The following is a 15,852-nucleotide window of genomic DNA, read 5'->3' as shown; positions in this document are numbered from 1 at the left end:
CGAGTCATGAACCCTTCATAGTGAGCATTTCTCGTACGGGCGCTCCAAGACGCGAGTCACATCTACTCTAAGTTTAAGATATTCAAAGACAGATACCAAATTAGTTAGGCTTCCTAATTAAATATTTTAATTTGATTTCCTTAAAATTACAAAGTTTAAAATTGTCATTCGAGTTAAAGAAAGCACTAGTAAGAAAAGTTCGAGTCATATTTTTGTAGACAGGCTTTTCAATGAGTGAAATAATTTGAATTATAAGATAAAGGAAATTTTAAAAAAATCTAAATTCTTTTAAGAGAAAAAGTGGTTAAGGATGCTAGAAGGAGTGGAAAAAAGATGAAGTATAATTTTGACGAAATAATTGATCGTAAAGGTACAAATGCAATGAACACGGACGGCTTTAGAGAATATATTTTTAAAGCAACAAAAGACATGGTTTTCCCTTATAAAGATGATGAATTTATTCGTATGTGGGTAGCTGATATGGAGTTTGCTTCTCCTCCTGAAATTATCGAAGCGGTCAAAGAGCGAGTGGATAAGCGGATTTTTGGTTATAGCAAGGTATTTGATCCAAACTATTATCCTGCTTTCTCCAATTGGACGAAACAGCATTACAACTGGACCTTCGAACAAGAGCACTTGGTGACTTCGCCTGGAATTATACCTGCTTTGTATGAGTTGGTTGAATATATCTGCAAACCAGACGAGAAGGTTTTAATTGTTACCCCGTCTTATGCCTATTTCAAACATGCTGCGGATTTCAGTAATATTGAATTAGTAACCTCTGATCTAGTGAATCAACAGGGTTATTACACGATGGACTTTGATGATTTAGAAGCAAAAGCGAGAGATGAAAAAGTAACATTATGCATTTTCTGTAATCCTCACAATCCATCTGGTCGTGTGTGGACTCCAGAAGAGTTAAAGAAATTTGGCGACATTTGCCTTGAAAATAATTTGTGGATTATTTCGGATGAAATTCATTGCGATTTGCTTAGAAATGGAGTTGTTCATACCCCACTGGCAAAAGTCTTCCCGCAAACAGATAGGATTATCACTTGTATGGCAACAAGCAAAACCTTTAATTTGGCTGGGTTAATGTTCTCGAATGTAATCATTCCTAATGATGAAATCAGAGCGGTGTGGAAGGCCCGCCACTACGATTTTGAAAACCCGCTGAGCATTGCAGCGACGCAGGCTGCCTACGAGCACGGTCATGAATGGCTAAAACAATTAAAAAACTATCTAGATGACAATTTTGCTTTTACCAAACAATATTTAGAACAACATTTACCTGAAGCTGTATTTCGAATTCCTGAGTCCACTTATCTGGCATGGGTGAATATTAAATCATATCTGCCAAACGAAGAAAACTTGCCATTATACTTTGCCAACAACGCTGGAGTGCTTCTGGAAGGAGGAAATATGTTTGTCGACAATTCAGACGGTTATATTCGCCTTAACCTGGCATGTCCACGATCTGTTTTGACAGAGGGACTAAAAAGAATATGTGAAGTGTTGAAAAAGGAAAGCGATATGAAATCAGATTGCTTGGTAGGCCAAGATTAATAGATTATGTTCCCATATTTTATAGAAAAAAATAAAAGACAAATAACCATCAAATGTTGTTTAATCAACTTTTGATGGTTATTGTTTGTTTTAAATAAGAAAGTAATACCTGAATTATTCATTAAAACTTATGGATAGTTAATTTAAAGATGATCAACTAAGTTCAGAAAGATTCGCAGCAACCATAGATATGTCTAACTAACCTGTTGGAACTTAAACAGGAATACTTGAAATGCAAAGGAATTTTACAATCGAATCTGTTTTATTCATCCAATTGTGGGGAGTTGTTGAATCTAGGAAAATACAATCAAAGGGATTCAGATCATATTCCTCTTTGTCAAAAAGGATAGTAAGTTTCCCTTCTAAAACGTAAAGAAATTCTTGCCCCGAGTGTGAATAAGAATCCTCTCTATTAGCGCCTGGATTAAGCAAGACTAATATAGGATTAAATAGTGGATTTTCAATGTTTCCCGCTAAATCCCTATAAAAAAATTGGCTATGTAAGGTGTTCGTCTTATTAATTATGTTTCTCATAACAGTTGGTGTAGCTTTCCTATCAGAATCTGAAAAGAAGTGGCTCGGATTGACTCCAAGTGCTTCAGAAATTTTTTTCAATGATTCAAGCGTTATTGATGATTTTGAGCGTTCCACTTGAGATAAAAAGCTGATTGAAAGATTAGTTTGATCGGCTATTTGTTTTAATGTTAACTTTCGCTCTTTTCGTAAACTCTTTATTTTCACTCCAATTAAATCGTTCACTTCCCCACTCCTTGTCTAACATTAATCAAGCTTGCCATTCTGGAAAAATTATTTACTAAGATGTTATATTAATATTTCATTCGTTTTTCATTCAAAATAAAATTAATATATCTAAATGGTGAATTTGTTGATTTTAGGTCGAAGAAAGTAAAAAAAATTCCTTACTATTAGGTTTGGTAATCTTGTCCAAATTCCTAACCAAAAGGAGCATAACATAAAAGCTAAAATTTATGAACTCTATTAACAGTAATTGATTAATAGAAATTTAGTAAATAAATATATGCCATAAACAAATAGTTCTATTAAATTTTGCACTGAAGTGGCACTTAAATAGTATGTAATTACAGATGAAGAAAGGAGATATTTTATAAAAAAATATTCAAAAAATTACATTTACAACGAAAATTCAGTGTGTTATTATCTTAAATAATTGAAGTGGTACTTCAATAAAGATTCTTTTAATCAAGTAATCTATTTCAAAAAAATTAATCATTTAAGGAGAATGACGATGAATTTTCATGGTATTTTGGTTCCTTTGGTTACCCCTTTTAATAGTGATAAAAGTTTGGATGTAGAAACCTTAAAACAATTGACTAACAGATTTATTGATAAAGGTGTTGCTGGCTTGGTGGTGTGTGGCACCACTGGCGAATATTACACATTAAACGAAGCAGAGCGTGAAACCGTTTTAAAAACCGTGGCAGAAGTCGCCAAAGGTCGTGTAACATTGATTGCCGGTATCAATGATTTATCAACCGAAGGGGCAGTAAACCGTGCCAAGCAAGCTAAAGAGTTGGGCTATGAGGGTTTAATGCTTTCACCCACTCCTTATAGCCTGCCTGATCAAAATGGTGTGATTGCGCATTACGAAACTGTAGCATCAGCAACAGATTTACCTATTATCATGTACAACTTTCCTGCCCGTATTGGCATTGAAATTGAGTATGACACAGTGGTGCATTTGGCAAAGAATCCAAATATTGTCGCTATTAAAGAGAGCAGTGGTGACTTTAGCCGGGCTTTACGCTTACTACAAACCCCATTTGAGAATTTTGAAGTGATTTGCGGTTGTGATGATCAACCCGTAGACTTTTTCTTCTGGGGTTCGAAAAGCTGGATTGCTGGTGCAGGTAATGTGTTTCCAGAAGAGCAAGTCGCCATGTTCAATGCTGCTCAAGCTGGTGACTGGGACAAGGCAAAACAAATTATGCGCGAGATTTACCCTGCTATTCAATCGATGGAGTCTGGTAACTACAACCAAAAAGCTAAATTAGGCTGCTTGAAAGGTGAAATAAACGTTGGTACGGTACGCCTGCCTTTATCTGATTTATCAGAAGAAGAAAAAGCAGAATTCTTGGCTTTCTTTAAATAATCATTGGAGGAGAGACAAATGACCGTAACAAAAGAACAAGTCTTTGCCCTCGCCAAAGAAGGCAAACTATGGGCAGGCAACTTAATTGATGGTTTTACGAGCGCTGCAGGCAAATTAGAAAACCGCACCCCCATCGACAACAGTTTAATTGGCTATATTGCTAATGGGGATGCACAGGATGTGGATGCTGCTGTAAAGGTAGCGAGAGACACATTTGAAGCTGGGATTTGGAGTCAATTATCCCCTAGTGAGCGCAAAAAAGTGATGATTCGCTGGGCACAATTGCTAGAAGAACATAGCGAGGAATTGGCTGCGTTGGATTGCGTGGATGCTGGTAAGCCCATTACTGAATGTTTAAATACCGACATGCCAGCAACAATCGATACATTTTATTGGTACGCCGAAGCGATTGATAAACTATTTGGCAAAGTCGCTCCTACGGGTAAAGATGCCTTGGGCTTGATCGTCACTGAACCGATTGGTGTGGTTGGTGCGGTATTGCCTTGGAACTTCCCCGCGCAAATGTTTGCTTGGAAAGTGGCACCTGCTTTAGCCACTGGTAATTCTGTGATTGTGAAACCTGCTGAATTAACTTCACTGAGCGCTTACCGTATGATTGAACTTGCTTATGAAGCGGGTGTACCAAAAGGCGCTTTAAGCATGGTGTGTGGTTTGGGTGAAAAAGTAGGCGAACCATTGGGGAGGCATATGGATGTGGATATCGTCTCATTCACTGGTTCAACTGAAGTAGGAAGATATTTCCTGAAATACTCAGCAGAAAGTAACCTTAAAGAAATTGTCTTAGAGTGCGGTGGCAAAAGCCCGCAAGTGGTATTTGAAGATGCTGACTTGGATGCGGCTGTTCCACAAATTCTATCTGCCGCCTTCTGGAATATGAGTGAAAACTGCAGCTGCGGTTCACGACTTATCGTACAAGAATCCATTAAAGAGGCATTATTAGAAAAATTAAAGTCTGGCTTAACAAGCTGGAAAGTAGGCAACCCCATGGATGAGTCGGTTGCCATTGGCCCCATGGTTGAAGAAGCACACTTTAATAAAGTGAAAGCGTTCTTGGATATAACTCTTCAAGAAGGTGGTCGCTTAGTAGCTGGCGGCAACATTCACAGTGATGTGGGTAGTGGCTGGTACATCGAACCTACTATTTTTGACAATGTAACTGCCAATATGACCTTGTTTCAAAATGAAGTCTTTGGTCCTATTTTAGCGGTTAGCACGTTTGAAACGGAAGAAGAAGCCATAGCTCTTGCCAATAACACCTCTTACGGTTTGGCTGCTTCTTTTTATAGCCAAAATGTAAACCGTACGATGCGCGTGGCACGTGCCATTAAAGCAGGAACCATTTCTGTAAATGGCTTTAGCGAGGGCGATATCACCACACCGTTTGGTGGCTTTAAACAATCTGGCTTCGGTGGCAAAGACAACGGCTTAGAAGCATTTGAACAATATGTGCAAACAAAAGTGATTTGGTACGTTAATTCATAAAAAATCTGAGTTGACATAATTGGGGGAGTAAATATGGCGAAAACAGAAAATAAGCAGTTAAAAAAAGTTGTTGCTGCATCTATGGTTGGATCTGTAGCTGAATGGTATGAGTTTTTCTTATATGGTACCGCATCTGCCCTCGTTTTTGGAGAATTGTTTTTCCAACAAACTGGAAGCGCTATTGACGGCATCCTAGCAGCATTTGCTCTCTATGCAGTAGGCTTTTTAGCTAGACCTATTGGGGGACTTGTTTTTGGTCATTTTGGTGATAAAATTGGGCGTAAAACATTATTACAGGTCAGTTTGATTATTGTTGGAATTACGACCTTCTTAATGGGATGTCTTCCAACATTCAATAGTATTGGTTATTGGGCTCCTGTTTTACTCGTTACTTTACGTTTAATTCAAGGTTTTGCTTTTGGCGGAGAATGGGGAGGAGCTGTTCTTTTAGTATCTGAGCACAGCCCTAGTAATAGACGTGGTTATTGGGCAAGTTGGCCGCAGACAGGCGTGCCATTAGGAAATTTATTAGCAACAATTATCCTCTTAATTGCATCTAAAAGCTTAAGCCCCGAGCAATTTATGGATTGGGGTTGGCGCGTAGCATTTTGGTTCTCCGCAGTTGTCGTACTAATTGGTATTTGGATTCGTAAAAGTGTTGATGATGCCCCTGTTTTCAAAGAGGCACAAGAAAAACAAGCTAAATTAGAAAAACAACAATTAGGTATTATAGAAGTGTTGAAAGACCATAAAAAGGCTATTATTGCTGGTATTGGAGCTCGTTTTGCAGAAAACATCTTATACTATATAGTTGTAACTTTCTCCATTAGTTATTTAAAACTTGTCGTCGGTAAAGATACGACACAAATTTTAATATTAATGTTTGGTGCCCATGCTATTCACTTTTTCTTTATTCCATTAATGGGACACTTAAGCGATGTTTGGGGACGTAAGCCAATCTATATTACAGGAGCCATTTTAACCGCATTTTGGGGATTTATTGGATTTCCAATGATGGATACAGGAAATGATTGGTTAATTATGTCTGCCATTACGATTGGTTTATTCATACAATCGATGACGTATGCACCATACTCATCATTAATGACAGAGTTATTTCCAACTCACATCAGATATACAGCTTTGTCTTTGTGTTATCAAGTAGCACCAATATTAGCAGGATCATTGGCTCCATTAATTTCATTAAGCCTCCTAACTAAATTTAATAGCTCCATCCCAATTTCAATTTATTTAGTCGCATCAAGTATCATTTCTATTTCATGTATCATGTTAGTAAAAGAAACAAAAGGAAAGTCACTCACTTTTGATAAAGCAGGATAAATATTTTCGCCAGCTTTACACATTTGTTGGTATTAAAGTCTTTGAAAAATTTATCAATAATTAACAAGTAACCAAACATGTATGTTAAAAAAAAGTAGCCTTTCTTTGGAGAGGCGCTTTTTTGTTTATTATATGGGAGCAGATCTGCGTAAAACCTAGTGAAAAATAAAAGTTCTGGTTGCAATTTTTTAAAAACCGATTAATTGAAAAGTAAAAGGTTTGATATTGCCTCAAGACAATCTGTATATATTTTGTTGATGTAGTATCGAGTTCTTGATTATCTAATTTCGGAAACGGTAATGCTTTTTATACAAATAGAGCAGGAGCTACTTTACATGTAAAAATGATATAATATATCTAAAATTATTAATATGAATCGGAGGCGCATGTCAATGCAGAAAATCAAAATCGGGAATTATTTATCTTTCACACGAATAATGAAGAAATAAGGGTAATTGAAAGCCATTATATAGCTAATATAAGGATTGGGGGATTCCATTGTTAAAAACAATTAATCAAACCTTTATTGATGAATTAGTATTAACTGCTGTATCCAAGAAACATATTTTCGGTGCTGTATTATGTGTTGAAAAGGGAGATGACTCGTTATCCCTAATCAGTGCTGCTGGAAATCTAACTACAAATCGGCCCTATTTCATCGCGAGCGTAACAAAATTATATGTAACGGCTGTCTTGCTGAAACTAAGATCAGAAAATAACCTCCAACTTCATGATAAAATCTCCAAATATTTACCTAATGATATCCTACACGAACTTCACATGCTTAAAGGTATAGATTACTCCAACGAAATAACAATTCAACATTTAATGTCTAATACATCGGGAATTCCTGATTACTTTACTGGTGATGTGATTGCCGAATTAACAGCAGGAAACGATCAAAGCTGGGGCTTTGAAAAAACCATAGCAAGTGCAAAACAGAAAAAAACGAAATTTGTTCCTGGAAAAAGGGCTCATTATTCTGATACCAATTATCAGCTTTTAGGGAAAATCATTGAAGTAATTACGGAAAAAGATATTCATACAGTATTCAAGGAGGTTATTTTTGATGAACTAACATTAGAGGCAACATACCTTTTTGAAGAACTGAACGATGTAAAGCCAGCACCTTTCTATTTTAAAGATAAGGAACTGCATTTGCCTTTATACATGTCTTCCATAGGACCAGAGGGAGGCATTGTTTCGACAGCGAGAGAATCTATGATTTTTTTAAAGGCATTTATAAATGGTCACTTTTTTCCTAAAGAATATTTCAATGAGCTAAGAAATTGGAAGATTCTTTTTGGTCCAGGATTATTTTTTTATGGTGTTGGGATTGCAAATCAGCCCATATCTTTTAAACAATTTAAGGAGGGTTTAATTGGACATTGGGGCCAAACAGGTGCTTTTTCGTTTTACCATCCAAAGACTGATCTTTACTTTACAGGAACCGTTAATCAGTTTTATGGGCATAGAATTGCAGCAAAGATGATGATGGATGTCATCAAGATGTATAAAACATAGAGTTGATGTTGTTCTATATTCCACAATTAGGGCGCCTACCTTGAATAAGAAGGGCGTTCTTTTTGAATTGGGCTAAATAATAGAGAATTTCAAAAAAAATTGATTAGTAATGGTTACATAATTAAGCCACAGAAGACCAATATGGGTTTTCTGCTTTTTTATTGGACCGAGTATCTACTCGTGTAACTCTAGCATTCATTACTTAAAAAGGTGGTTTAATAGATTTAAACCTAATGTTAAAAATATGTAAACAGATTTTCAACCGAAAATAGACATAGTATACTAATCATTGAAATTTATTGAAAGTCGAGGATTACCATGATAAAGAAATTGACAGAACTCTTGCGGCCTACTAACCTTCTAGTAATCATTATCTTAATTGTTTTTCCAATCATTCCGATGACATTTATTAGGGCGCTAAATCTAGAGATTGCTGAACCAGATACGTTAGCCTATTTTGGTTCAATTTTAGGAGGAATTTTAACTCTTGTTGGGGTGTCTTTAACGATAAGGCATTCTGATAATTCATATAAGAAGGCGTTTGACAAAAGCCTAGAAAGTGAATTTATTCAATCCTTTCCTCAAAAAATTGAAGCCATTAATAATGTGAAAATTGAAAGTGAAAAATTCCTTTCTGAATTTAAATCTATGATTGGTCCGGTTATTGAACACTCTGAAGCAGTAGGGATAAACTCTGAAACTCTTAAGGAGTTAAAAAATACTTATAGCCTTAAACTTTTACCAATGGCAGCAAGATTAGACGGTCATGTCTATGTTGAGGTGATCCATTATTTAGAGGAAATCGATCATTTTAATGATTTTATTCTTGATAAAGATCGGTATATCGAACGTAATGGTCTTGATATGTATAAGGAAGAATTTAAAGTAAAGTATGCACAGGCTTGCCTTAAAATAAGCCGTTCCATCGAATTTTTTGATGAATATCAAAAATCAATGGGAGATTACTTTACAAAGATCACAAAAGATACGAATCTTTGGAAGCATAATCCCATGCTTAGTCATCAACAAAAGAAAAGAAACCTTTATAGGAAATTCCTCCAGAAAGTCGGTCCATTTAAGAGAGAAAAATTTAAGATTACGGTTGCGCATAATCAAACCTCTCTTGAAAATCCTTTTCATTTAGGGATGCAGAAATTTAAAGAAGTAGTCGAGACAGCATCAAATGATGCACTTCAAGTTGAAATTCATCCTGGAACACTAGGAACAAATGAGGTTGAATTATTGACCAAGCTTCAAAAAGGAGCCATTGATGTCATTGTGGTTTCCCCAAATGTGGTATCAAGGACAGGGATTAATGAACTTGATCTCTTGACTTTACCTTATCTTTTTGACAGCTACGAGCATTGGGAGAGAGCGGTTGATGGGAAAGTTGGACGGTACATTTCTTCTCTAATTAAAAGAAAGTCAAATAATCGTTTACACGTCTTAGGTTACTTGTCAGCAGGTGTAAGACATTACTATGGAAAGAAACCTATTGTTGGATTAGATGATTTAAAAGGAATGACCGTACGAACACAAACAACAGGTGTTGCGGCGGACTATTTAACAAAAATCGGTGCCATTACGACCTCTATGGTTTGGGGTGAAATCTACCAAGGACTCCAACAAAAAACGATTGACTTTGCAGAGAATGCATATCCTTACTTTGTTGAACAGAACCATCATAAAACGGATAATGGAAAATATATCACGGAGACAGGTCACGATTATACAACACGCTTTTTGTTAATGAATGGTAAGAAATATGCGGCTTTATCAAGACAACAGAAAAAAGTTCTTATGGAAGCAGTTAAAGTAGCTGTTGAAGAGGAAAGACAAGCATTATATGATCAGGAAGCAGTGTACAAGGAAATTGCTTTACAAGATGGAGCAGAAATATTCCAAATTGATGCTCAGCCGTTTAAACAAATTGTGGAGCCTATCCAGCAAATGTTAGCAAAGGATATTGAAACAGTGAATTTGTTAAAAACGATTAAGGAATTAAAACAGATTAGTTAAGCCAGAGGGAAAATCTCTGTTTTTTTGGAATTTGGGTATGGTAAACGCAAGCACCTTATACACTCTATACATGTGGAGTGCTGTTCACTGCCTGTAAGAAAAGAATAATACGAGATGTAACAGTGAGATAAGCCTTTCCATTTGGAAAGGCTTTAGTTTTTGTAAATATAAAACGGTTCCCAATTTCTACGTTGCCAGGGTGAGGATTGAAATATTAAGAGTTAAGTACAGCCAACGTAGCTAGTCTCTTATGGTTTATATTTCAGTAAGAGTGCTATTGGCTCTAAGATTAATTTTTTAGAATAAGTCATTAAGGAAGAAAACTGTAGGAAATAGGATTCATCATCTATGTATTTATAAATATTTTTATATTTTGAGCGGCTGCTTTTGTATTTGTAGTTTGAAAAGCGGATGAAAGCAAGTATTTGGGCTGATAGGCAAGTTACCAAAACCAGCTTCAGGTAATAAGTTACTTGTATAAGCCGGAGGAGGGAGAAAATGGGTAGACGAATAAGACATACTTCAAATGATGTGGAGCAGTTAGCTAGGCTTATGCTGGCGGAAGGGATCGGTGAAGGACCCAAAGGGATGAGCATGGTAGGAACGGTTGTGTCCAATCGAGTCGAAGCTGACTGTGCTCCTGACTTCAAAGGGTTGCGCAACATCAGACATGCGATTTATCAAACTATACCTGGGACTGGAATTCCTCATTTCGAGCCAGTCTTAAATGGAACATTGTATACACAACGTCCCAAAGATGCTGACCTCCAAAGGGCTAGGAATTTGTTGCATGGTTATAGGGAACCTCGGTCTAGAATGAATTTGTGGTTTTTTAACCCCAGTCCGGGGAAAAAATTCCGAGCTCCTTGTACCGCCACGATGCCAAGATCCCCCAATACGACGTTCGATCATGCCTACAGGAATCATTGCTTCTATGTGGCTGTACCAGGCTACTGTGAAGAGTTTTATAGATAAATTAAAAAGGAGCTGATCTTCATGACATGTGGAAACTCTAGTTATTATCCAGTGAGTTATTATCCTGGTTATTATCCAGATTCTATGATGCGTAGCAGTGGCACACAATCTGTTGGCTTCCCGACGGCTATGCCAGCTGGACCCTCATATTCTGTACCAACGGTCCCATTAGGTACTGCACAGCAACTTCTCGGAGGTGCGATGGAAGAATCATTTATCGAAAATATTTTACGCTTCAACAAAGGTAAGATTGGTACATTCTACTTTACTTACCAAGGTAACAACCAATGGAATGCGATGGTTTACCATGGACGTGTAGAAACGGCTGGTCGTGACCACCTAATCATCAGCGACCCGAAAAGCGGTAAGCGCTACCTGCTGATGATGGCCAATCTCGACTGGGTGGAATTCGGGGAAAGAATTAATTATCCTTCCCCGACAATCACTCCAGAAGTCCAGGCGTCCCTGACGACAACAGACTGAGTTTGTAGAAAGCTAAAAACCCGCTTACTTTCTTTTTGGAAAATGAGCGGGTTTTTAGTGCTAACACAGATAGATTGTAAATTTAGGAATAAATTGAAGTGAACTTTTTCGCTGGTACAATTAGCACAATTAAAGATTATACAGATGATAAATTCGGTCTGTATGCTTGGATTTAAGAGGAAGAGAGTCAGAGAATCTCTTAGTATGTTTTCAAAATAAAAGACTCTAACCCATGTATAGATTAGAGTCTCTGTTGCATTGGTATTTTATTTATCTATTTGGATTTTGATTGTAATTGGTTCAACGTCCATTTTAACGTTTAATGCGGCGTATGATCCGACTTTGTCAATTCTGCCCCAGAACCCTTCCGTTTTGTTTGTTTTTCTAAAGGTAAATTTGAAGCCAATACCTTTTTTGTCGTCTTCCATGTCAAACCAAATGGCCTCTGCTTTTTGGGCTTCGTTATCGATGAGATCTTCAGTTAGCACTTTTTTTAATACCTGCGCACCGAAGATATCGGTCGCCATTGGATTTTTGCTATAGTATTCGATCCCTTTTGTCGTTTCGTGCATTTTATTAAGCTCGAACGTACCAGCAGATACGTTGAACCGGTCGCCTTTTTCCAAGTAGTGCATCGTTACATTGTTCATAGCAAAGCGCTTACCCTTAGGCTTTGTCGCCTCCTGTAAATCAACGATTAATAAACCGCTCTCACCAACGACTTCAATACTGTCATCCGCGCCATGGTATACCATGGCGGAATTTTCATCAATTCCAAAGCCATAACGTGTTTTATTATATTGGGTTGCCACGAGCAAACGTCCAAAACGACCGCGCTCTAGAAAATGCTGGTCAACGATTCCATGTGGAAAAAATCCGAAACCGGTAGTTAGATACAGTTGATCGTTATCTACCTCTTGATCAGAGTGTTTAAGAAGATGAACTCCTTCCGTTAAGGCGCTGACGCTCGTTCCATTCGCAATCATCGGATTGCTCATAATCGCAGCACCTGCACTTGAACCGCCAAGAACCGCGCCGTTTTCATATATTTTTCGAATGGCTTGTAATACGACAGTATCTTCTCCATCTGATGTCATTAACGTTTTAACATGTCGTAATTGATCACCGCCCACAAACCAAATCGCGTCAGCTTCTTCTATTTTTTTCGCTATTTCGGGACTATTTCCGTTATCCTTCCACGTAGATTCATCCACGTCCTTTGTCGAAGGATCATCGATTACTGCGATGGGTGCCGTGTAAATATTTGCTGCGGAAACACCGTAGTGAATGAAATCCTCTTTATATGCATTAGCACTTCCAATCGGTTCAGCGCTAGAAGCAGGAATAATCGCAATCTCAATATCATCTAGAGACTTCCCTTTATATTGTTGGGCTAAAGTTAAGTATTTCTTGTAAACCGCCTCATTATCTGAATCCAGGGCACCACCAACAATGACGAGCGAACCAGCATTCTTAGTTACATTTTTATTATTCTCAGCTGCTTCTACATTAAATGATGATATCGTTAAGGCAAACACTGTTAACACAAGAACGCAAATAATGGATAATTTCCTCAACCTTAATCCCTCCAATTTTTTATTCAAATGTACCTTTTACAATCGGCACTTTATTTTCGACCATCACTTTCCCTTTGGCGATGACAGTGTCAATGTCGAGAGTCTCTTTATCTAGTAAAACAATGTCAGCATCTGTTCCTTCTTCAATGCGACCCTTGTTCGAAAGCTTAAGCACATTCGCAGGGTTTAATGTAATAACCTGCAGGGCCGTTTCTAATGAAATTCCATCATTGATGACGGCATCTCTTGTCTCCATATATAATGAGGAAACTTTTCCAACTTGAAGACCAATTAATTCTCCATTTTCGTTAAAAGTAGGCAGGCTGCCTTGGCCATCAGACGAAAAAGTAATATTCTCAAGCGGCACACCGGCATCAAGCATCCGCTTCAACCCTTCGCTACACTTCACTTCTCCTTCTTCAAAAAACTGTGGAACGGAACTCGTCGTAAAATCAACGTAACCACCGTTTTTGGCATACTCAATCCCAGCCAGGAATAAATCTTCATTCCGGTTAATATGGGTTGGGTGAAAGTGGGAAATAGGAATATTCGTCTTTTCAATGACTTCCTCAAGCAAAGAGAGCTTATCTGCCCCATCGCCGAGATGAATCTCAACAAGGCCGGCCTTACCTGCTAAAATCCCGCCATTTCGGGCTGCGGTAGCAATTCTTGCAATTTCCTCAGCCGTTGGTTCCGATGACCGATGATCGGCGATGGCAATTTCGCCAATCCCGATAATTTTGTCAATAAAAATGAGATCTTCCTCGATTTTGCCTGTGATCGTTCTTACTGGCAACTGATACGAACCTGAATGAATAAAGCATGTCACGCCTTCTTCTTCTAAGCCGTTCGCTTTCGCAAGCAGGCTTTCCATTCGTCTCGTTGTCCCATCCGTACCAAGAAGGCCGACGACCGTCGTAATGCCTGCAGTGGTTAAATCAGTTAACATCAACTCCGGCGTCCGGGTTTTGAAGCCACCTTCGCCCCCGCCTCCGATGATATGAACATGGGCATCGATAAATCCAGGGACAACGATTTTGTCCGAAGCATCAATAACCGTAATGGGAACAAAATTATCAGGTTGTTCAATGAATTCTCTTACATAACCGATTTTACTATCAACTAGCAATATATCTTTCTTGCCTAAATAATAAGGTGCATACACTTCCCCATTTTTAATTAAAGTAAGCACTATATTCCCCTCCTACGTTACACTCTAGATGTGCTTTTTTTAAAACGGACCATAATTGATTAAATGTGCGACAACCACTGCAATTAAGCCAATTACAAATTGGATTATCACTAACGGTAAAACCCACTTTGCCCATTTCGTCCACGGAATCCCAGCGATTGCTAACCCAGCCATTAAAGTACCGGCAGTTGGGAAAATAATATTTCCGATCCCATCAGCAAATGAGAAGGATAGAACAGCAGTCTGTCTTGTAATATCAAGCAAATCAGCGAGCGGTGTCATAATAGGCATTGTTAACATCGCATGTCCGCTTCCAGATGCTAAAATAAAGTGAATCACCGTTTGGAAACTATACATACCCATAACACTGATCGTTCCCGGAACATGACTAATCGCTTCCGATATACCGTACAGCATCGGATCGACGATATTCCCTTGGTTTAAGACAACTAACGTCGCCCGCGATACCCCGATAATTAACGCACCGGTTATTAAAGCAGCGGACCCGCTCATAAAGTTTTTCACAAGATTATCAACAGAAAGTTTGCCAATGATGCCTATAACGATCGTTAAAATAATAAATAAAGCCGCAATCTCAGAAAGGTACCACTCATATTTGATTACTCCGTATGCTAGAACGACATAAGCTGATAGAAATGCTCCAAGAATTAATTTATGTTTTGTTGTCAATTGCACATTTGATTTCAGCAGCTCGTCGGCAGCTGTTTTGTCGTAATTGCCGTAAAAACCTAATTCAGGGTTTCGTTTTACCTTCATTGCATAACGATAAACAAAAATCACAGAAACAAGGTAAACAATAACAAACAAGATTAAGCGTAATCCAATCCCTGAGAATAATGGAAGTTCTGCAATTCCTTGAGCAATTCCCACTGTAAATGGATTCATAACAGCCGTTGTAAAACCAGCAGCTGCACCAAGGAGCACAATGGCCATCCCTGTGATCGTGTCAAAACCAAGGGCGATGGCAAGCGGAATTAATAAAGGTATATAAGCTAGCCCCTCCTCGGCCATCCCCATTAATGATCCTCCAGCAGCAAAAAACAGCATCATTATTGGGATTAACAGCTTTTCCCGTTTCGCTAGTTTTTTCGCCATTGTGGCAATTAAGACATCAATGGTTCCAGTCGCCTTGAATACACCAAAAAATCCCCCAATGATTAAAACAAAGAAAATAATACCGCCGGCTTCCACCATCCCTTTATGAATGGCTTTCACCATATCGAATGGGTTTACTGGTGAAGATTCCGTCCATTGAAATGAACCTGGCTCAACGACGGTTCTGCCATCTACCTCTACTCGGTTATACTCCCCAGCTGGCAAAACCCACGTTAAAATCATCGCTACGACAACTACTCCGAATAGTAACGCAAAGGCATTGATTTGCACCGGCTTCTTTTTAGGCGCGGCTGCCGGTTCTACAATCTTGTTCAATTGACTCATTAATCCATCTCCTTTTTAGAATTTTAATGAATGACACTGAATTTACTTGCAATTATTGTGCCAATTCAGGGGGGGGGGCG

The 15,852-nt window shown here is 38.2% G+C and carries 12 protein-coding genes; 8 read left to right on the top strand and 4 right to left on the bottom strand.

Going from position 1 to position 15,852, the window contains the following annotated elements; translation table 11 throughout:
* Positions 1–333 precede the first annotated feature (333 nt).
* On the top strand, positions 334–1,566 hold the full coding sequence (locus V7164_RS09410; protein ID WP_335353979.1) for a MalY/PatB family protein: 1,233 nt from the start codon (positions 334–336) through the stop codon (positions 1,564–1,566).
* Positions 1,567–1,779: 213 nt separating this feature from the next.
* Here the strand turns inward: V7164_RS09410 and V7164_RS09405 are convergent, their stop codons facing one another.
* On the bottom strand, positions 1,780–2,325 hold the full coding sequence (locus V7164_RS09405; protein ID WP_335353978.1) for a helix-turn-helix domain-containing protein: 546 nt from the start codon (positions 2,323–2,325) through the stop codon (positions 1,780–1,782).
* Positions 2,326–2,833: 508 nt separating this feature from the next.
* Here V7164_RS09405 and dapA point away from each other — a divergent pair.
* The 7 genes from dapA to gerQ all read left to right on the top strand — a co-directional run bounded on the left by dapA (position 2,834) and on the right by gerQ (position 11,542).
* Entirely contained in the window at positions 2,834–3,697 is an 864-nt protein-coding gene (gene dapA / locus V7164_RS09400) for a 4-hydroxy-tetrahydrodipicolinate synthase (protein ID WP_335353977.1), read from the top strand.
* An 18-nt stretch (positions 3,698–3,715) separates the two neighbouring features.
* Positions 3,716–5,200 (top strand): aldehyde dehydrogenase, encoded by a 1,485-nt coding sequence (locus V7164_RS09395; RefSeq protein ID WP_335346211.1) that lies wholly within the window; start codon positions 3,716–3,718, stop codon positions 5,198–5,200.
* Between the two features lie 33 nt (positions 5,201–5,233).
* A complete protein-coding gene (gene abaF, locus V7164_RS09390; protein WP_335346210.1) occupies positions 5,234–6,541 on the top strand; it encodes a fosfomycin efflux MFS transporter AbaF in 1,308 nt (435 codons plus the stop codon).
* Between the two features lie 498 nt (positions 6,542–7,039).
* Positions 7,040–8,065, top strand: a complete 1,026-nt coding sequence (locus V7164_RS09385) for a serine hydrolase domain-containing protein (protein ID WP_335353976.1) — start codon at positions 7,040–7,042, stop codon at positions 8,063–8,065.
* Between the two features lie 318 nt (positions 8,066–8,383).
* On the top strand, positions 8,384–10,084 hold the full coding sequence (locus tag V7164_RS09380) for a TRAP transporter substrate-binding protein (protein ID WP_335346826.1): 1,701 nt from the start codon (positions 8,384–8,386) through the stop codon (positions 10,082–10,084).
* Between the two features lie 498 nt (positions 10,085–10,582).
* Positions 10,583–11,059, top strand: a complete 477-nt coding sequence (locus V7164_RS09375; protein ID WP_335346825.1) for a cell wall hydrolase — start codon at positions 10,583–10,585, stop codon at positions 11,057–11,059.
* Positions 11,060–11,080: 21 nt separating this feature from the next.
* Positions 11,081–11,542: a spore coat protein GerQ gene (gene gerQ / locus V7164_RS09370; protein ID WP_335346824.1), complete on the top strand. Its 462-nt coding sequence runs from the start codon at positions 11,081–11,083 to the stop codon at positions 11,540–11,542.
* 266 nt (positions 11,543–11,808) lie between these two features.
* Here the strand turns inward: gerQ and V7164_RS09365 are convergent, their stop codons facing one another.
* The 3 genes from V7164_RS09365 to V7164_RS09355 are packed head-to-tail and all read right to left on the bottom strand — an operon-like array spanning position 11,809 to position 15,772.
* Positions 11,809–13,119 (bottom strand): cyanophycinase, encoded by a 1,311-nt coding sequence (locus tag V7164_RS09365; RefSeq protein WP_335346823.1) that lies wholly within the window; start codon positions 13,117–13,119, stop codon positions 11,809–11,811.
* 19 nt (positions 13,120–13,138) lie between these two features.
* Complete coding sequence (gene iadA, locus V7164_RS09360) at positions 13,139–14,311, bottom strand: beta-aspartyl-peptidase (RefSeq protein WP_335353975.1); 1,173 nt, start codon at positions 14,309–14,311, stop codon at positions 13,139–13,141.
* 39 nt (positions 14,312–14,350) lie between these two features.
* Positions 14,351–15,772: a YfcC family protein gene (locus V7164_RS09355; protein WP_335353974.1), complete on the bottom strand. Its 1,422-nt coding sequence runs from the start codon at positions 15,770–15,772 to the stop codon at positions 14,351–14,353.
* Between the last annotated feature and the right edge of the window lie 80 nt (positions 15,773–15,852).

It is taken from the genome of Bacillus sp. JJ1474 (genome assembly GCF_036965225.1).
Lineage (GTDB): Bacteria > Bacillota > Bacilli > Bacillales > Cytobacillaceae > Cytobacillus.
This window is presented reverse-complemented; position numbering and strand designations above follow the sequence as displayed.